At 71.5% G+C, this 16,850-nt stretch carries 20 protein-coding genes; 10 read left to right on the top strand and 10 right to left on the bottom strand.

The features are described 5' to 3' along the window. Positions 1-50 precede the first annotated feature (50 nt). The gene (locus ALIDE2_RS11415) at positions 51-521 is read left to right on the top strand and encodes an Lrp/AsnC family transcriptional regulator (RefSeq protein WP_013518877.1); all 471 of its coding nucleotides are present in this window, start codon (positions 51-53) and stop codon (positions 519-521) included. Between the two features lie 18 nt (positions 522-539). On the opposite strand, the gene ALIDE2_RS11410 is transcribed toward ALIDE2_RS11415, so the two are convergent. From ALIDE2_RS11410 to ALIDE2_RS11380, 7 genes are all read right to left on the bottom strand, one after another. Beyond that, positions 540-1,418: a DUF3014 domain-containing protein gene (locus ALIDE2_RS11410; protein WP_013722133.1), complete on the bottom strand. Its 879-nt coding sequence runs from the start codon at positions 1,416-1,418 to the stop codon at positions 540-542. Between the two features lie 180 nt (positions 1,419-1,598). After that, complete coding sequence (locus ALIDE2_RS11405) at positions 1,599-2,261, bottom strand: alpha/beta hydrolase (protein WP_041700841.1); 663 nt, start codon at positions 2,259-2,261, stop codon at positions 1,599-1,601. Positions 2,262-2,290: 29 nt separating this feature from the next. Further along, positions 2,291-3,127: a DODA-type extradiol aromatic ring-opening family dioxygenase gene (locus ALIDE2_RS11400; protein ID WP_013518874.1), complete on the bottom strand. Its 837-nt coding sequence runs from the start codon at positions 3,125-3,127 to the stop codon at positions 2,291-2,293. 101 nt (positions 3,128-3,228) lie between these two features. Further along, positions 3,229-3,654 (bottom strand): alternative ribosome rescue aminoacyl-tRNA hydrolase ArfB, encoded by a 426-nt coding sequence (gene arfB / locus ALIDE2_RS11395; RefSeq protein WP_013518873.1) that lies wholly within the window; start codon positions 3,652-3,654, stop codon positions 3,229-3,231. Then, positions 3,651-4,544: an alpha/beta fold hydrolase gene (locus tag ALIDE2_RS11390; RefSeq protein WP_013518872.1), complete on the bottom strand. Its 894-nt coding sequence runs from the start codon at positions 4,542-4,544 to the stop codon at positions 3,651-3,653. Before ALIDE2_RS11390 ends, arfB begins: the two co-directional genes overlap by 4 nt. Next, positions 4,538-4,987 carry a type II 3-dehydroquinate dehydratase gene (gene aroQ, locus ALIDE2_RS11385; protein ID WP_013518871.1) on the bottom strand — a complete coding sequence of 150 codons (450 nt, stop codon included), beginning with the start codon at positions 4,985-4,987 and terminating at the stop codon, positions 4,538-4,540. Before aroQ ends, ALIDE2_RS11390 begins: the two co-directional genes overlap by 7 nt. A gap of 108 nt (positions 4,988-5,095) precedes the next feature. Further along, a complete protein-coding gene (locus ALIDE2_RS11380; protein WP_013518870.1) occupies positions 5,096-5,434 on the bottom strand; it encodes a hypothetical protein in 339 nt (112 codons plus the stop codon). Between the two features lie 139 nt (positions 5,435-5,573). Between ALIDE2_RS11380 and ALIDE2_RS11375 the strand changes: the two genes are divergently transcribed. From ALIDE2_RS11375 to ALIDE2_RS11365, 3 genes are all read left to right on the top strand, one after another. Beyond that, a complete protein-coding gene (locus ALIDE2_RS11375; RefSeq protein ID WP_013518869.1) occupies positions 5,574-7,385 on the top strand; it encodes a glutamine--tRNA ligase/YqeY domain fusion protein in 1,812 nt (603 codons plus the stop codon). Positions 7,386-7,402: 17 nt separating this feature from the next. Next, positions 7,403-7,942, top strand: a complete 540-nt coding sequence (locus tag ALIDE2_RS11370; RefSeq protein WP_013518868.1) for a DUF924 family protein — start codon at positions 7,403-7,405, stop codon at positions 7,940-7,942. 65 nt (positions 7,943-8,007) lie between these two features. After that, positions 8,008-8,814, top strand: a complete 807-nt coding sequence (locus tag ALIDE2_RS11365) for an META and DUF4377 domain-containing protein (RefSeq protein WP_013518867.1) — start codon at positions 8,008-8,010, stop codon at positions 8,812-8,814. Positions 8,815-8,886: 72 nt separating this feature from the next. On the opposite strand, the gene ALIDE2_RS11360 is transcribed toward ALIDE2_RS11365, so the two are convergent. Next, positions 8,887-10,290 carry an aspartate ammonia-lyase gene (locus tag ALIDE2_RS11360; protein WP_013518866.1) on the bottom strand — a complete coding sequence of 468 codons (1,404 nt, stop codon included), beginning with the start codon at positions 10,288-10,290 and terminating at the stop codon, positions 8,887-8,889. 206 nt (positions 10,291-10,496) lie between these two features. Here ALIDE2_RS11360 and ALIDE2_RS11355 point away from each other — a divergent pair, with 206 nt between their 5' ends. Together ALIDE2_RS11355 and ALIDE2_RS11350 are read left to right on the top strand one after the other, a co-directional pair. Beyond that, the gene (locus ALIDE2_RS11355; RefSeq protein ID WP_476489888.1) at positions 10,497-11,393 is read left to right on the top strand and encodes a peptidoglycan DD-metalloendopeptidase family protein; all 897 of its coding nucleotides are present in this window, start codon (positions 10,497-10,499) and stop codon (positions 11,391-11,393) included. Continuing rightward, complete coding sequence (locus ALIDE2_RS11350) at positions 11,390-11,956, top strand: pseudouridine synthase (protein WP_013722131.1); 567 nt, start codon at positions 11,390-11,392, stop codon at positions 11,954-11,956. The genes ALIDE2_RS11355 and ALIDE2_RS11350 overlap by 4 nt, the downstream gene beginning before the upstream one ends. 33 nt (positions 11,957-11,989) lie before the next feature. Here the strand turns inward: ALIDE2_RS11350 and rarD are convergent, their stop codons facing one another. After that, positions 11,990-12,865 (bottom strand): EamA family transporter RarD, encoded by an 876-nt coding sequence (gene rarD, locus ALIDE2_RS11345; protein ID WP_013722130.1) that lies wholly within the window; start codon positions 12,863-12,865, stop codon positions 11,990-11,992. Positions 12,866-12,963: 98 nt separating this feature from the next. On the opposite strand from rarD, the gene ALIDE2_RS11340 reads away from it, so the two are divergent. Then, entirely contained in the window at positions 12,964-13,389 is a 426-nt protein-coding gene (locus tag ALIDE2_RS11340) for a thermonuclease family protein (RefSeq protein WP_013518862.1), read from the top strand. A 41-nt stretch (positions 13,390-13,430) separates the two neighbouring features. Beyond that, on the top strand, positions 13,431-14,666 hold the full coding sequence (locus tag ALIDE2_RS11335; protein ID WP_013518861.1) for an MFS transporter: 1,236 nt from the start codon (positions 13,431-13,433) through the stop codon (positions 14,664-14,666). Between the two features lie 50 nt (positions 14,667-14,716). Here the strand turns inward: ALIDE2_RS11335 and ALIDE2_RS11330 are convergent, their stop codons facing one another. After that, a complete protein-coding gene (locus ALIDE2_RS11330) occupies positions 14,717-15,643 on the bottom strand; it encodes a DHH family phosphoesterase (protein WP_013518860.1) in 927 nt (308 codons plus the stop codon). A 103-nt stretch (positions 15,644-15,746) separates the two neighbouring features. Between ALIDE2_RS11330 and ALIDE2_RS11325 the strand changes: the two genes are divergently transcribed. Both ALIDE2_RS11325 and ALIDE2_RS11320 read left to right on the top strand, forming a co-directional pair. Beyond that, entirely contained in the window at positions 15,747-16,040 is a 294-nt protein-coding gene (locus tag ALIDE2_RS11325; RefSeq protein WP_013518859.1) for a hypothetical protein, read from the top strand. Positions 16,041-16,087: 47 nt separating this feature from the next. Next, positions 16,088-16,807: a pseudouridine synthase gene (locus ALIDE2_RS11320; RefSeq protein WP_174764512.1), complete on the top strand. Its 720-nt coding sequence runs from the start codon at positions 16,088-16,090 to the stop codon at positions 16,805-16,807. Positions 16,808-16,850: the final 43 nt, after the last annotated feature.

Genomic DNA, 16,850 nt, shown 5'->3' with positions numbered 1-16,850 from the left:
ATCGCTATCGAAGCAGTATTTAATTCCGCATTTGATTGAAAATACAGCACATGAAACTGGATGCACTGGATCTGCGCATACTCGCCGAACTGCAGGCCGACGGCTCGCTCTCGAACGTGGAGCTCGCGCGGCGCGTGCATCTGTCGCCCTCGCCCTGCCTGGCGCGCGTGAAGGCGCTGGAGGCGGCGGGCGTCATCCAGCGCTACGTGGCGCTGGCCAACCCGGCGGCGCTGGGACTGGGGCTCAACGTGTTCATCAGCATCAGCCTCAAGAGCCAGAGCAAGGAGGCGCTGGCCGCTTTCGAGCAGCGCATCGCCGAGCACGACCCGGTGATGGAGTGCTACCTGATGACGGGCGACAGCGACTACCTGATCCGCGTGGCGCTGCCCGACATCGCCGCGCTGGAGCGCTTCATCCTGGAGCAGCTCACGCCCATCCCGGGCATAGAGAAGATCCGCACCAGCTTCACGCTCAAGCAGGTGCGCTACAAGACCGCCCTGCCGCTGCCCGCGGCGCGCTGAGCGCGCGGGCGGCCGGGCTCACTCAGCCGGGCGGCGCGCCACCTCGCCCGTCACCACGCGGCGGCGCAGCTCGGCCAGCACGGCCTTCAGGCGCCGGGCGTTGTCGGGGCCCATGCGCACCAGCATCTTCTGGCCGCTGGAGAGCGCCTCCAGCTGCGGGTCCGCGAACTCGTAGCGCACCCAGGGCCGCGTGGACGGCACCTCGCCACGCACCTGCGTGAGCTGCACGGCCAGCGGCCCCTGCGGCGCGGGCGCTGCCAGCAGGTGGTCCAGCACGGCCACCAGGCGGTCGTTGAAGTACTTGCCGGGGTAGCCCAGCTCCTCGTAGGCGGCCTGGAACAGCGGGTAGAGCCGTGCGTACAGCGCCACGGCGGCGTCCGGTGGCACGGCCTCGGCGAACGCGACGAAGGCCTGGTAGCGCGCCGCATTGGCGGGCGCGATGGCCTGCGCGCCGGGCGGACCCTCGACCAGGAAGCGCTGCGGCGCCGGCTGCACCGGCCACAGCCGCGCGGGGGCCTGGGCGCGCGGCAGGTTGTCCACGGTGGCCACCGCGCGGCGCACGAAGCCGTCCGTCAGCAGGAAGCGGCCCACGCGCTCGGCGCCCAGCAGCTCGCCCAGCGCCTTGGCCACCCATGCGTCGGACTCGGCCAGCGGCGGCAGCGGCCCGGCATCGGCCTGCGCCGCGATGGGGTGCTGCGGGCCGGACGCCTCGGCCATCGGCGCCGAAGCCGCGGCGTCGGGTGGCGGCGCCACGACCGGCGCGGGCGCCTGCGCGAGCCGCCACCAGAACCACCACGCGGCGCCCGCCGCGACGGCTGCGGCCACCACGGCGGCCACGGCCCAGGAGGTGGAGGATTCCGGCCGGGGCCGGTACTCGGCGGGGTCGCGCTCGGGCATGGGAGTTCCTTTCACGGGCGGGCGGTGCGCCACAGGGGTGCGAGCCGAAAAAGCGCCGCGCGTTCCTTTTGCTTCGCAATTGATAGCGTCTTGCGCACGATGGGCCTATGCTACAGCCCGATTCGTCTTTCAGCCGGCAGGGCTACACGGCGTTACGGCGCTTACCCCCTGCCGGGCGCCTCAGGCCGCGCCGGACAGCCCTTGCAGCCAGGCCACCGTGTGCGCCAGCTCGGCCTGGCGGATTTCATGGGCACCGGCGAATTCCTCGTAGCTCAGGTGCAGCGGCAGCGCCTGCACCTGGCGGCGGATGGCCTGCGCATGGGCCAGCGGGATCACGTTGTCGTGCGTGCCGTGGCTCACCCGCAGATGCTTGCCGTGGAAGGCGTCGGCCGACGCGATGTATGGCACGGCCTGCGCGAGCAGCCGGCCGTGCCATACCAGCCCCGCGTGCATCAGACCGGGGCGCGTGAGCAGCAACGACAGCGCCATGATGCCGCCCTGGCTGAAGCCGCCCACCACCGTGCGCCCGGGCTCCACGCCGAGCTGGCGCGCGGCCGAGGGCACGGCTTGTTCCAGCAGCGCGCGGCTGTGCGCCTCCTGCGCCTCGTCGATGGTGCGCTCGCCGCCCGGCTCGATGGAGAAATCGAACCATGCGAATGCGCCCGGCCCCATGCGGAACGGCGCGCGCAGGCTCAGCACGTGAAAGTGCTCGGGAATCTGCGGCGTGAGGCCGAACAGGTCGTGCTCGTTGCTGCCCACGCCGTGCATCAGCACGAGCAGCCACGGGTGGCGCACCGCCGAGTTGGCCGGACGGTGCAGGCAGGTGAAGGGCAGGTCCAGCATGGCAGGGGTGTCTCGGTGCAATGGGGCGATCATGCCGCAGCCGGCGCATGCAGTGCGAAGGCATCCATGGCGAGCATGCCGTACATCACCTCGCGGCTGAGGTATTCGGCGCCCCAGCCCTCGCCGGCCACGCCCAGCGCGAAGAACAGCGGCAGGAAGTGGTCCTCCGTGGGGTGGGCGCGCTGCGCGTGCGGCGCCTGGCGGCGGTAATCCAGCAGGGCGGGCAGGTCGCCGCGCTCCACGGCGGCCTCGATCCAGCGGCTGAACTCCAGCACGTAGGGCGCGCGCTCATGCCCGCCGCCGAAGAACTCGCGCAGGTTGTGCGTCATGCTGCCCGAGCCCACGACCAGCACGCCCTGCGCGCGCAGGCCGTGCAGGGCCGCCCCCATGGCATGCACCTCGGCCGGGCCTGCGCCCACGGGCAGCGCCACCTGCACGACCGGCAGGTCGGCCTGCGGAAACAGGTGCATGAGCGGCACCCAGGCGCCATGATCGAAGGGGCGCTCCGCGTCGCCCTGCGCGGCGATGCCGGCCTGCCGCAGCAGGTCCAGCACCTGCCCGGCCAGTGCCGGGTCGCCCGCGGCCGGGTATTGCAGCGCGTAGAGCGCGGGCGGAAAGCCGCCGAAATCGTGCCAGGTGGCGGGCCGCGCGCCGGTCATGACGGTGGCGCCGCGCTCCATCCAGTGCGGCGACATGATGACCACGCCGCGCAGGCCGGGGTGGCTGCGCCTGAGCCCGGCGGCCCAGCGCGCGAGCGCCGGGCCGGTGCTGCCGGGTTCGAGCGCGAACAGCGGTGCGCCGTGCGAAACGAACAGCGCCGGCAGCGCGCCGGGGCCGGTGGAGGGGGAGACGGTATCTGTGGTCATGGTCTAGCCCTCATGTGGGTGTGGAAGGAGCAATGCCAAGGACCATACATGGGATGCTGCGTTCCATCCAGCGCACCCATGCGAGCGCGGCAAGGCGAGATTCAGTCCGGCGCGGCCGTGCGGCCGCGCAGCGCCTTGATGCCCGCGCGCCGGCTCTTGGCCTCCAGCCGCCGCTGCTGCGACCCCAGGGTGGGCCGCGTGGCGCGGCGCACGCGCGGCGGCCGGGCCACGCTGTCCACCAGGGCCTGCAGGCGGGCCAGCGCGTCCAGGCGGTTGGCCTCCTGCGTGCGGTACTGCTGGGCCTTGATGACGAGCACGCCCTGCTGCGTGATGCGGCTGTCGCGCAGGGCCAGCAGGCGCTGCTTCACGTCGCCGGGCAGCGACGAGGCTACGATATCGAAGCGAAGGTGCACGGCGCTCGACACCTTGTTCACATTCTGCCCGCCCGCGCCCTGGGCGCGCATGGCGGTCAGTTCCACCTCGGCGGGGTCCACCCGCAGGGCCGGGGGGCAATGGCGTTCGGTCACTTGCCGGCGCCCGCGCGCAGCGCCGCCAACAGCGCCTGCATGAAGGCCTGCGGGCGCTCGAACTGCACCCAGTGGCCAGCGTCATCGATGAGCGCCAGGCCGCGGAAATCGGGCGCGGCGGCGGCGTAGGCGCCCTCCAGCGCGCCTATCCACTCCTTGTAGAGCGCGTCGCTGCGGCCATAGATGGCATGCACGGGGCAATCGACCCGCGACAGCGCGCGCGCCAGCGCATCGGTGTGCGCCAGGCGGCGGCGCGGCATGCGGTCGCGCACCACGTTGGCCACGTGCAGGCCCAGCGCCAAGCCGTCCAGGGCGTCGATCAGGGCCTCGTCCTTGAGCATGAGCGCAGCCAGGTTGTAGCGGTGCGCCGCGATCTGGGCGGCCTCGGGCAGGTGGCGCCAGGCCTTGAGTGCGACCTGCCGCTGCGGCACCACGCCCATGGCGGGAGCGCCCACCACCACCAGCTGGCGCGCCACCTCGGGGTGGGCCGCCAGCAGCAGGCCGGCCGTCAGGCCGCCGAACGAGAAGCCCACCAGGTCGCACTGGCGCGGGCCGAACAGCGTGCGCAGGCCCTCGGCCATCGGCCCGGCCAGAGCATCGGCGTCCCCGCCCGAGGCGGGCGAGGCCGAATCTCCGAAACCCGGCAGGTCGGGAATCCACAGCTCGCGCCCCGCGTCCATCAGGTCGGCGATGTTGCGCACCCAGTGCGTCCAGCTGCCGCTGCCGCCATGCAGCAGCACCAGCGGCGGCACGCCATCGCGCGGCGTGCCCCAGGCGTGCCAGACCATGTCGCCGGCACCGCAGGGCGTGGTCTCGCGCCTGGCCTGCCGCTCCAGGGCCAGCACCTGGGCGGGCACGGGCAGCGTGGCCAGCGCCCGCGCCGTCACCATTGCGCCACCCCGGCGATGGCCAACGCGTAGCCCTGCACGCCGAAGCCGCACATCACGGCGCGCGCGGCGCCGGCCAGGTAGGAGCGGTGGCGGAAGCTCTCGCGCGCGTGCACGTTGCTGATGTGCAGCTCCACCAGCGGCACGCCCGTGCCCTTGACGGCATCGAGCAGCGCCACGCTGGTGTGCGTATAGGCCGCGGCGTTGAGCACCACGCCGGCCAGCTTGCCCTCGGCGTGCAGCCGGCCCGCCTCGTGGATCCAGTCCACGAGGGCGCCCTCGTGGTTGCTCTGGCGGAACACCAGCGCCAGGCCATGGCGCGTGCAGGCCGCCGCGCAGATCTGCTCCACGTCGGCAAGGGTCTGGGAGCCATAGACCTGCGGCTCGCGCGTGCCCAGCAGGTTGAGATTGGGGCCGTTGAGAACGTAAACGGTTTTGGTGGTCATGAAGTGCAATCCGGGCGGGAGCCTACCCGCAGCCCTTCATTATGCTGGGCGGCCACCATGCAAAAGCGGCCCCGCGGGGCCGCCTGCCTCAGCAATCCGCCAAGTACCTCAGCGCCAATCGCGACGGCCGTGGTGATGGTGGTGGTGGCCGCCCCACCCCCGCTGGTAGTAGCCCACGGGCGGCACATACACCACGGGAGGCGGCGGCGCGTAGTACACGGGGCGCGGCGGCGCATACACCACCGGAGGGGGCGCGTAGTACACGGGCGGGGGCGGCGCGTAGTACACCGGGGCTGCGTTGCCTACCCCCAGGGCCACGCCGGGGGCGCCTACGCCGACGGACCAGTACACGTCACTGCGCGCCTGCGCAGCGCCAGCGCCCGCCATCAAGGCCAGGGCCACGCCGGCCGATGCGGCGACGGCAAACCAAGAGCGACGTTGGGTCATGATGAAAATCTCCTTTGACTGCGAGGCCTGCTCTCAACGCGCCAGACCGGCGACAGGTTGGCATGGATTGGCATTCATGTTGTTTCCGAACGTTGCCGCCAGGGCCTGCCCAGGCCCTGGCGCGGCCTAGAATCCAGGCATGAGCACCCCAGTCCACAACGACAGCACGGATACCGTCAAACCCAGCAACTTCCTGCGCCAGATCATAGAAGCCGACCTGGCCCAGGGCACGCATGCACGCAACCGCTGGGCCGGCAGCCCCGGCGACGCGGCCCACCAGGGCGCCGGCCCGGCAGACCCCGCGAAAATCCGCACGCGCTTCCCGCCCGAGCCCAACGGCTACCTGCACGTGGGCCACGCCAAGAGCATCTGCCTGAACTTCGGCCTGGCACGCGATTACGGCGGCGTGTGCCACCTGCGCTTCGACGACACCAACCCCGAGAAGGAAGACCAGGAATACGTGGACGGCATCATCGACGCCGTGCACTGGCTCGGCTTCGACTGGAAGGACCCGGACGGCCACGAGAACCTGTACTACGCCAGCAACTACTTCGGCTTCATGTACCGCGCGGCCGAGTACCTCATCGAGGCCGGCCACGCCTACGTGGACGAGCAGACGCCCGAGGAGATGCGCGCGAACCGCGGCGACTTCGGCAGGCCCGGCGTGGACAGCCCCTACCGCAGCCGCACGCCGGCCGAGAACCTGGCACGCTTTCGCGATATGAAGGACGGCAAGCTGCCCGACGGCGCCGCCGTGCTGCGCGCGAAGATCGACATGGCATCGCCCAACATCAACCTGCGCGACCCGGCCATCTACCGCATCAAGCACGCCGAGCACCACAACACCGGCAATGCGTGGTGCATCTATCCCATGTACACCTTCGCGCACCCGGTCGAGGACGCGCTCGAGTGCATCACCCACAGCATCTGCACGCTGGAGTTCGAGGACCAGCGCCCGTTCTATGACTGGCTGCTCGACCGCCTGGCCGAGGGCGGCCTGATCGCCACGCCGCAGCCGCGCCAGTACGAGTTCGCGCGGCTGAACCTCACCTACGTGGTCACCAGCAAGCGCAAGCTCAAGCACCTGGTGGACAACGGCATCGTGAGCGGCTGGGACGACCCGCGCATGCCCACCATCGTGGGCCTGCGCCGGCGCGGCTACACGCCCGAGTCCATACAGATGTTCTGCGAGCGCATCGGCGTGACCAAGGACTACAGCTGGATCGACTACGCCACGCTGGAAGGCTGCCTGCGCGAGGACCTGGAGGCCAAGGCGCACCGCGCCATGGTGGCGCTCGACCCGCTCAGGCTGGAGCTGACCAACTGGGCCGAGGTGTTCGGCAGCGCGGACCACCTGGAGCACTGCAGCCTGCCCGCCCTGCCGCATTCCCACGATGGGGCGCACGAAGGCGCGCCCGAGCGCCGCTTCACGCTGGGCCGCGAGGTCTGGATCGAGCGCGAGGACTTCGAGGAGGTGCCGCCCAAGGGCTACAAGCGCCTGTTCCCAGGCAACAGGGTGCGCCTCAAGGGCGGCTACGTGATCGAATGCACGGGCTGCGAGAAGGATGCCGAAGGCCGCGTGGCCAAGGTGCTGGCCACCGTGGTGCCGGACACCAAGAGCGGCACGCCCGGCGCCGACAGCGTCAAGGTCAAGGCCGCCATCACCTGGGTGGGCGTGCAGGACGGCCTGCAGGCCGAGGTGCGCCTGTACGACCGCCTGTTCACCGATGCCCAGCCCGACGCGGGCGGCAAGGACTTCCTGGCGCTGCTCAACCCGGACAGCCTCAAGGTGGTAAACGCCTACGTGGAGCCCTCGCTGGCCGCCGCCCGGCCCGACGGGAAATTCCAGTTCGAACGCTTCGGCTACTTCGTGGCCGACCGCAAGGACCACGCGCCCGGCAGGCCCGTGTTCAACCGCATCACGGGGCTCAAGGACAGCTGGGGCAAGTAGACCCACGGCCTGCGCGCATGACGCCCGAATCCATCCTGCACTTCTGGTTCGAGGAGCTGAGCGCCCCGCAGCACTTCGCCAAGGACGCCGCGCTGGACGCCGCCATCGCCCGGCGCTTCGGCGCCACGCTGCAGGCCGCCGCGAGCGGCGAGCTGTCCGGCTGGCGCCAAAGCGCTCGGGGGCGCCTGGCGGAGATCGTGGTGCTGGACCAGTTCTCCCGCAACGTATACCGCGACACGCCGCGCGCCTTCGCGCAGGACGGCATGGCGCTGGTGCTGGCGCAGGAGCTGGTGGCCAGCGGGCAGGCAGGCGCCCTGCCGCCCGCGCAGCGCGCCTTTGCCTACATGCCCTACATGCACAGCGAATCCCGCGTGGTGCAGGCGCAGTCGGTGCGGCTTTTCGCCGAGCCGGGGCTGGAGGGCAACCTGCCGTTCGCGCTGCAGCACCGGGCCATCATCGAGCGCTTTGGCCGCTACCCGCACCGCAACGCCATCCTGGGGCGCGAGTCCAGCGGCGAGGAGCTGGCGTTCCTGCGCGAGCCCGGCTCCTCGTTCTAACTTGTTCACAATTCCTGGGCGCCCGGGGGTGAACCTTTGCCGCCCCGCGCGCGTCCAATTCCGCCATGAACGACAAGCAAGCCCTCAAGACCCTGGCCGCGCTGGCCCTGGCCGCCCTGGTGGGCGCCTGCGCCAGCGCCCCGCCGCAGACCCCGGCCCCCATGCCCTCCACCACCGCGCAAAACGGCGCCCCCAGCCTCGCCTCCCACGACTGGAACCTGACGGCCGCCTTCGACGCGCAGGGCCGAAGCGACGGAAGCTGGCTCCTGGCCGGGCACACGCCGATGCAGCTGCATTTCGAGGGCCAGCGCCTGAGCGTGCGCAACCTGTGCAACATGCTGGGCGCCAGCTTCGGCACGCAGGGCGGCGACATGCAGCTCGGCCGCCCCGTGTCCACCATGCGCGCCTGCGCCGACAAGGATCTGATGCGGCTGGAGCAGCGCGTGGGCGCGCAGCTGCCGACCGTCACGCGCTACCAGCTCAATGCCGGCGGCACGCCGCAGCTGCAGCTGTTCTTTGCCGACGGCAGCCGCTGGGAGCTGGCCGGCCAGCCCACGCCGCAGACGCAGTATGGCGGCCCCGGCGAGCGCATGTTCCTGGAAGTGGCGCCCGAGCGGGTGGCCTGCAGCCATGGCGTGATGAAGAACGCCCAGTGCCTGCGCGTGCGCGAGATCCGCTACGGCGACAACGGCGCCAAGACCCACGTGGGGCAATGGCAGGTGTTCTATGACGAGGTGCAGGGCTACACCCACGAGCCCGGCATGCGCAACGTGCTGCGCATCAACCGCTTCAAGCGCCAGAACCCGCCGGCCGACGCATCGGCCTATGTCTACATGCTGGACATGGTGGTCGAGTCCGAGCGCATGAAGTAGGCGCCCGGAATTACGCAAAAAACGGCTGCAGCGCTTACATAGCAAGCGCCTGCAGCTATTTTTTTGATAGCTTCAGTGGACGGCCTTGATCGCCCCGGCCTGGGTCAGCCGCTCGGCCACCAGGAGCTTCTGCATCTCGGCCCGTCCCATGATGCCCAGGTCCTCGGCCACCTCGGCGATGGGCTTGCCCGTGGCGATGGCGGCCTTGGCGATGGCCGCGGCCTTCTCGTAGCCGATCACCGGGTTCAGGGCCGTCACCAGCGTCACCGACGCGGCGATGCGCTCGTCCAGCAGGCCCTGGTTGGCGGCTATGCCCTCCACGCAGTTGACCTGCAGCGTACGGCAGGCGCGGGCAAGGTGGTGCAGGCTCTTGTGCAGCGCCCAGGCGACCAGCGGCTCGAAGGCGTTGAGCTGCAGCTGCCCGGCCTCGCAGGCCATGGTGATGGCCGCGTCGTTGCCTATCACCTCGAAGCACACCTGGTTCATCGCCTCGGGGATCACCGGGTTGACCTTGCCCGGCATGATGGACGAGCCCGCCTGGCGCGCCGGCAGCCGGATGTCGGCCACGCCCGCCTGCGGGCCCGAGGACAGCAGGCGCAGGTCATTGCTGATCTTGGAAAGCTTGGCGGCGATGCGCTTGAGCACGCCGGAAATGTCGACGAAGGCGCCCGTGTCGGACGTGGCGGCGATCAGGTTGGCGGCGGCCCTGACCGGCACGCCCGAGAGCTCGGCCAGCTTCGGTACCACCGCGTCGACGTAGCCCAGCGGCGCGTTGATGCCCGTGCCGATGGCCGTGCCGCCCATGTTCACCTCGGCCATCAGGTAGGCCGACTCGCGCAGGCGGCGCTCGTCGTCGGCGATCATGGAGGCGAAGGCCGCGAACTCCTGGCCCAGCGTCATGGGCACGGCGTCCTGCAGCTGGGTGCGGCCGATCTTGAGGATGCCGGCGAATTCCAGCGCCTTGGCCTCGAAGGCGCCGCGCAGGGCGGCCAGGGCGCCGAGCAGCTCCTGGATGCCGAAATAGGTGGCGATCTTGACCGCCGTGGGATAGGTGTCGTTCGTGCTCTGCGATGCGTTGACGTGGTCGTTCGGGTGGATCACGTCGTAGCTGCCCTTGGGCAATCCCAGGTGCTCCAGGGCACGGTTGGCGATCACCTCGTTGGCGTTCATGTTCGTGGAAGTGCCGGCGCCGCCCTGGATCACGTCGGTGACGAACTGCTCGTGCAGCTGCCCGGCAATCAGGTCGTCGCAGGCCTTGGCAATGGCGTCTGCCTGGGTGGTGCTGATCGCGCCCAGCTGCAGGTTGGCGTGGGCGGCGGCCTTCTTGACGAAGGCGAAGGCCCGGATCAGCGCGGGCATCTGGGCCACGGTGTGGCCGGTGATGGGAAAGTTCTCCACGGCACGGGCGGTGTGCACGCCCCAGTACGCATCGGGAGGGATGGTCTTGATGCCGATGAAGTCATGTTCTTGACGCATGGTCGATCTGCTTTCTGATGGGTTGGAAAAAGTGAGGGAGCGCGGCCCGCGCCGCGCCAGACGTGGCAATGCCCTGGCCGCCAGGGCGGCCAGGGCATTGGGCGCGGATTATGGCCCACCGCGCCTGCCGTGCATGAGGACAATCGCTTTGCGCATAACCATGGCGCCGCATTGGGCACCGGGGCGCAGCCACTACACTGCCCGCCGTGAAATCCCTGCGTGACGACTCTCCCCTCCATCCCCTGCCCTGGCCCGGCGCGCGACGCCGCGCCGTGCTGCGGGGCCTGGGCCTGGCGCTGCTGCCCGGCCCCGCCGTGCTGGCCCGTGCCGCCACGGCGCCCGATGCCTGGCCCCAGGCGCTGCAGGTGCCCGGCGGCGTGGCCCGGCTGCAGCTGGGCCCGGCGCCCGAGCGGCCCGTGGTGCACGCGGGCGACGTTCCCGTGCTGGTGCTGGGCGACAGCATCGCGTGGATGGCCCTGGTCGGCATACCGCTCTCCGCGCCCGTGGGCCAGGCCCACGTGACGGTGCAGGCCGCAGCCGGCGCGCCCGGGCGCCGCATCGCCTACCGCGTGGCGCCCAAGCAATACCGCGAGCAGCGCCTGACGGTGGCGCCGCGCACCGTGGACCTCGCGCCCGAAGACCTGGCCCGTCACGAGCGCGAGCGCGCCCACCAGCAGCAGATCATGGCGACCTTCTCCACCCCGCTGCCGGACGAGCTGCAGATGCGCCAGCCCGTGCCGGGGCCGCGCTCCAGCAGCTTCGGCCTGCGCCGCGTGTTCAACGGCCAGGCGCGCAACCCGCACAGCGGCATGGACATCGCCGCCGCCACGGGCACGCCCATCGTGGCGCCGCTGCCGGGCCGGGTGATCGACGTGGGCGACTATTTCTTCAACGGCGGCACCGTCTGGCTCGACCATGGCGGCGGCCTGCTCACCATGTACTGCCACCTGAGCCGCGTGGACTGCCAGGTGGGCGACCGGCTGCGCACGGGCGACGCCTTCTGCAAGGTGGGCGCCACCGGCCGCGTGACCGGCCCGCACCTGCACTGGGGCGTGATGCTCAACCGCACGATGGTGGACCCCGCCCTGTTCCTGCCCGCATGAAGGCCCGCGCTCGGCTGATCCGCTTCAACAAGCCCTACGGCGTGCTGAGCCAGTTCACGCCCGAGGGGCGCTGGCGCGGGCTCAAGGACTTCATCGACCTGCCCGGCGTCTACGTGGCCGGGCGCCTGGACGCGGACAGCGAGGGCCTGCTGCTGCTGACCGACAGCGGGCCGCTGCAGGCGCGCATCAGCGACCCGCGCCACAAGATGGAGAAGACCTATTGGGTACAGGTCGAGGGCATTCCCGACGACGCGGCCCTGGCCGCGCTGCAGCGCGGCATTACGCTGAACGACGGCCCCACCCGGCCCGCGCGCGTGCACCGCCTGGAGCCGCCGCCCGCCCTGTGTCCGCGCGACCCGCCGATCCGCGTGCGCCGGAACATCCCCGACAGCTGGATCGAACTCGTCATCCGCGAGGGCCGCAACCGCCAGGTGCGCCGCATGACGGCGGCCGTGGGCCACCCCACGCTGCGCCTGGTGCGCACGGCCATCGGCCCGTACACGCTGGACGGCCTGGCGCCCGGCGCGTGGGATGATATCGAAACGATAGCTGCTGGCGCTTGATGGGCGGGCGCTGGAGCCCGATTTGGCTTGCGATCAACCGCGCTGGCGCAGCCGCAGCGCGCCATCGACCACCAGCACCGCCACCGCCGCGAAGATGGGCCCGTAGGTCGGCCACTGCGCCGCGCCGATGCTCTCGCCCAGCAGCAGCGCCACCAGCGCCAGCAGCACCGGCTCCACGTAGCTCAAGAGGCCGAACAGCCCCAGCGGCAGCAGGCGGCTGGCCGCCATGTACAACGCCAGCGCCACGGCGCTCACCACGCCCAGTACCGGCACCAGCGCCCACAGGTGCGCGTTGTCCGCCACCAGCGGCAGCGACGAGGGCGCGCGCAGCACGAACCACAGCGCCGCGGGCACGAGCAGCAGCATGTCCAGCCAGTGCCCGCCCAGATGGTCGGTGCGCATGCGCCGACGCGCCACGAAGTACACGGTGTAGCCCAGCGCGACGAGCCACGTCTCCCACGACATGCCGCCGGCGCGCAGCACCTCGTGCGCCACGCCCGCGGCCGCGAGCAGCGTGGCCAGCCACTGCAGGCGCGACAGGCGCTCGCGGTACAGCACGCGCCCGGCCAGCACCATCACCAGCGGCAGCAGGAAGTAGCCCAGCGACACCGGCAGCGCCCGCCCGTGCAACGGCGCCCAGAGGAACAGCCAGAGCTGCACCCCCAGCATGGCCGCGCTGCCCGCGAGCCCCAGGGCCAGGAGCGGCTCGCGCCAGGCACGCAGCGCCAGCAGCCGCACGCGCGGCCACTGCCCCTGCGCGAGCAGCAGCACGGTGGTGAACGGCAGCGTGCACAGCACGCGCCAGCCGAAGATCTGCTCGCCGTCCAGCGGCGCCAGCAGCGGCGCCAGGTAGTAGAGCGCGCCGAACAGCACGGAAGCGGCGACGGAAGCGGCGAGACCCTTGAACACGATGCGAGGCGAATGGAAGCGGCGAACGCGCGATTGTCCGCGAATGCGCGCACCGGCCCGGCATGTGTCCGGTATAGTGCGGCGCCTTTTCGCCGCCCATGCCCGCCGCCGCCTCCGCCCTGCTCTGCCTCGTGATCGCCATCGGCGACGGCGATTCGCTTACCGTGCGCTGCGGCGAGCACCGCCCCATGCGCGTGCGCGTGGCCGCCATCGACGCGCCCGAGCGCAGGCAGGCCTTCGGCCAGCGCGCGCGGCAGAACCTCGCGCTGCTGTGCTTTCGCCAGCAGGCACGGCTGCACACGCTGGGGCACGACGCGTATGGCCGCACGCTGGCCCACGTGCGCTGCAGCGGGCAGGACGTGGCCGCCGCGCAGGTGCGCGCGGGGCTGGCCTGGGTGTACCGCGCGGGCAACCGCGACCTGGAGCAGTTGGAACGGCACGCACGCGAGAGCCGCGCGGGCCTGTGGTCGCAGAAGCGCCCGATGGCGCCGTGGGACTACCGGCGCCGCCATCAGCGCGATTGAGCCGGCGGGGGTAGGATCGCCCGCTTTGCGCCCCTCGCACCGTGACCGATTCCCCCGCCGATTCCAACGTTTACCGCCACGCGGGGTTCATCGCATTTCTCACGGCGCGCCTGGTGGCGGTGTTCGCCACGCAGGTGCAGGCCGTGGTGGTGGCCTGGCAGGTGTACGACCTGACGCGCGCGCCCATGGCGCTGGCCTACGTGGGGCTGGCGCAGTTCCTGCCCATGCTGGTCCTGCTGCTGCCCGCGGGCGATCTGATCGACCGCTTCAGCCGCAAGCCCATCCTGGCGGCCAGCTGGGCGGCGGGCACGGTGTGCAGCGCGTTGCTGTGGTGGCTCGCCGGGCATGGCGCGGCGGGGGTCGATGGCATCTACGCGGTGCTGGTGCTGTTTGGCTGCTCGCGCGCGTTCTCGGCGCCGGCGCTCTCCAGCCTGCTGCCGCAGATCGTGCCGCGCGGGCAGCTCGCGCAGGCGGTGGCGGCCAACGGGATGATCATGCGCATGGCGACCATCGGCGGGCCGTTCCTCGGCGGCGTGCTCTACGCGGTGGGCGGCGCGCGGCTGGCCTACGCGGTGTGCATGGCCTGCTTCGCGCTGGGCACGCTGCTGCTGGCGCGCGTGGCGGTGGACCACGCGGCGCCCATCGGGCCCGCGCTGGGCAGCATGTTCCAGCGCTTCGGGGCGGGCATACGCTTCATCCGCTCGCGGCCCATCATCCTGGGAACCATCTCGCTGGACCTGTTCGCGGTGCTGCTCGGCGGCGTGGTGGCGCTGCTGCCCATCTACGCGCAGGAGGTGCTGCACGTGGGCCCGCAGGGCCTGGGCGCGCTGCGCAGCGCGATGGCGATCGGCGAGGTGGGCGCGGGCCTGTACCTGAGCATGCGGCCCTTCGACCACCGCGTGGGGCGCACGATGTTCGCCGCCGTGGCGGTGTTCGGGCTGGCCAACCTGGTGTTCTCGCTCTCCACGGTGTTCGCGCTGTCGTTCGCGGCGCTGATGGTGGCGGGCGCGGCGGACATGGTCAGCGTCTACATCCGCGGCGCGCTGGTGCAGTTCTCCACGCCCGACGAGATGCGCGGGCGCGTGAACGCGGTGAACATGCTGTTCATCGGTTCGTCCAACGAGCTCGGCGAATTCCGCGCGGGCACCAGCGCCGCATGGGTGGGCGCGGTGCCGGCTGCCGTGCTCGGGGGCCTGTGCACGCTGGGCGTGGTGGGGCTGTGGGCGCGCCTGTTTCCCACGCTGCGGCGCGTGGACAAGTTCGAGGAAGCCGCTTGAACTTTGATAGCTGCCAGCGCTTGCCAGACAAGCGCCAAAGCCCGATTTGGCTATGAATCGAAGCTGCCGCTCAGCAGCTCGGCCAGCCGCTCGGCCGGCATGCGGAAGCCGCACGCCTGCGCGTGCCCGCCGCCGCCCATGCTGACGGCCAGCGGCGAGCAGTCGTAGCCGCGCTGCGAGCGCAGGCCCACCTTGACCTGCCCGTCGCCGCCCACGGCCCACATCAGCGCGTAGGTGCCGCTCTGCCTTGAAAGCAGCTCGCCCACCAGGCTGTGGAAGGCGCCCGGAGCGTTCACCATCAGCCCGGCCTCGCCGTTGAATGCCAGCGGCCGGGCACCGCCGGCCACGTCCTGCGCCAGGTGGCGGAACTTCTCGTCCATGGCCTGGCCGCGCGCGACGAAGGCCGCCGTCTCGGCGGGCGAGAAGTCGGCGATGGCGCTCCAGCGCGCGAAGTCGAAGGGCTCCATGTCGAGCGCGGCCACGAAGCCCGCCGTCTCGGGGTACTGCCAGGTCCACAGGTCGCGGTCCTCCACATGGCGCACCAGGTCAGGCAGCGGCGCATCGGGGTGGAAGAACTCCCAGGCCAGGCGCGCGCCGGACTTGGCCATGTCGAAATGCACCGCGCCGCAGCGGCAGGCAAAGCCCGCGAGCTGCTCGGCCGCGCTCTTGTGGTGGTCCAGCAACACCAGCCTGGCGGCGCGCGCGTCGATCTCGGCCAGCAGCGCGGGCGCGAAGGAGAAGTCCAGCACGTAGACGGCGCGGCCCTCCAGCGGCGGCAGGTCATCCACCGTGGCCGCCTGGCCGTGCGACAGGCCCAGGCACTGCACCTGCCCGCCATAGAAGCGCCAGGCCGCAAGGGCCGCGGCAAAGCCGTCGGCGCAGCGGCCGTGGTAGAGGACCAGGGGCCGGGGGTCGTCGGCACGGGGCGCGGCCAGCAGGGGCAGCGGCAAAATGGCGGAGCGCGGAGACATCATCATGGCGGCGCATTGTGCTGCAGGCAGGCAGCCGGGCAGGCTGCTATCATGCTGTACAAACATCCAGCACGCATTTCCTACACACCACCCGACAGGCCACCGCACCATGGGACTCGACCAGATCGCCATTGCCCTGCTGGGCGCCACCGCCGCATGGTTGTCGCAGACGCGCAGCGCACTCCTGCGCCGCTGGGCCTGCATCTTCGGGCTGCTGGGGCAGCCGTTCTGGTTCTACGCCTCGTGGAAGGCCGGGCAATGGGGCATTTTTGCCCTGTCCATCGTCTACCTGGGCGCCTGGCTGCACGGCCTGAAGGTGTACTGGCTCACGCCGCGCCGCAACCGGGATGCGCCCGACACGGGCCTGAGCACCATCCAGTTCACGCCGGGGCGCGACTCCTGACACCCGACGCCACGCCCCCGCTGCACCTGCTGTGGCAGGACGAGCACATGGTGGCGCTCTACAAGCCCGCCGGCTGGCTGGTGCACCGCACGGGGCTCGACGCCGGCGAGACGCGCTTCGTGGTGCAGGCCCTGCGCGACCAGATCGGCCGCCACGTCTACCCCGTGCACCGGCTCGACAAGGGCACCTGCGGCGTGCTCGTCATGGGCCTGCACCCCGCGGCCGCGCGCGCCCTGGCCGGCTCCTTCGCGCGCCACGCGGTGCACAAGCGCTACCTGGCGCTGGTGCGCGGCTGGGCCCCGCCGCTGGCCGACGTGGACCACCCGCTGCGCCCCGACGACGCGCCCCAGGACGCCCCCGCCCAGCCCGCGCACACGCTTCTTACCCGTCTTGCGCGGCTGGAGCTGCCCGAATCCAGCGACCCGCGCTTCGCCACCACGCGCGCATCGCTGGTGCTGGCCGAGCCCACGACCGGGCGGCGCCACCAGATCCGCCGCCACCTCAAGCACGCCGCCCACCCCATCCTGGGCGACGCCACGCACGGCAAGGGCCCGCTCAACCGCTGGTGGGCCGAACGCCTGGGCCTGCAGCGGCTGTGGCTGCACGCCTGGCGCCTGCGCCTGCCGCACCCGCAGGACGGGCGCATGGTCACGATCGACAGCGGCCTGCCCTGGCCACCCGCCGCGGCGCCCCTGCCCTGCGCGCCCGACGCCCCCTGGCGCGACTGGCAGGCGCGCGTGCTCGCGCTGCCGTGGATGGCCGCATAGCGCCGCGCCGCGCTACCATGCGCTGCACGCCAACCCGCCGCAC

It is taken from the genome of Alicycliphilus denitrificans K601 (assembly GCF_000204645.1).
Classification (GTDB): Bacteria; Pseudomonadota; Gammaproteobacteria; order Burkholderiales; family Burkholderiaceae_C; genus Alicycliphilus; species Alicycliphilus denitrificans.
Note: the sequence above shows the minus strand (reverse complement) of the source record. Positions and strands in the feature narration are given on the sequence as shown.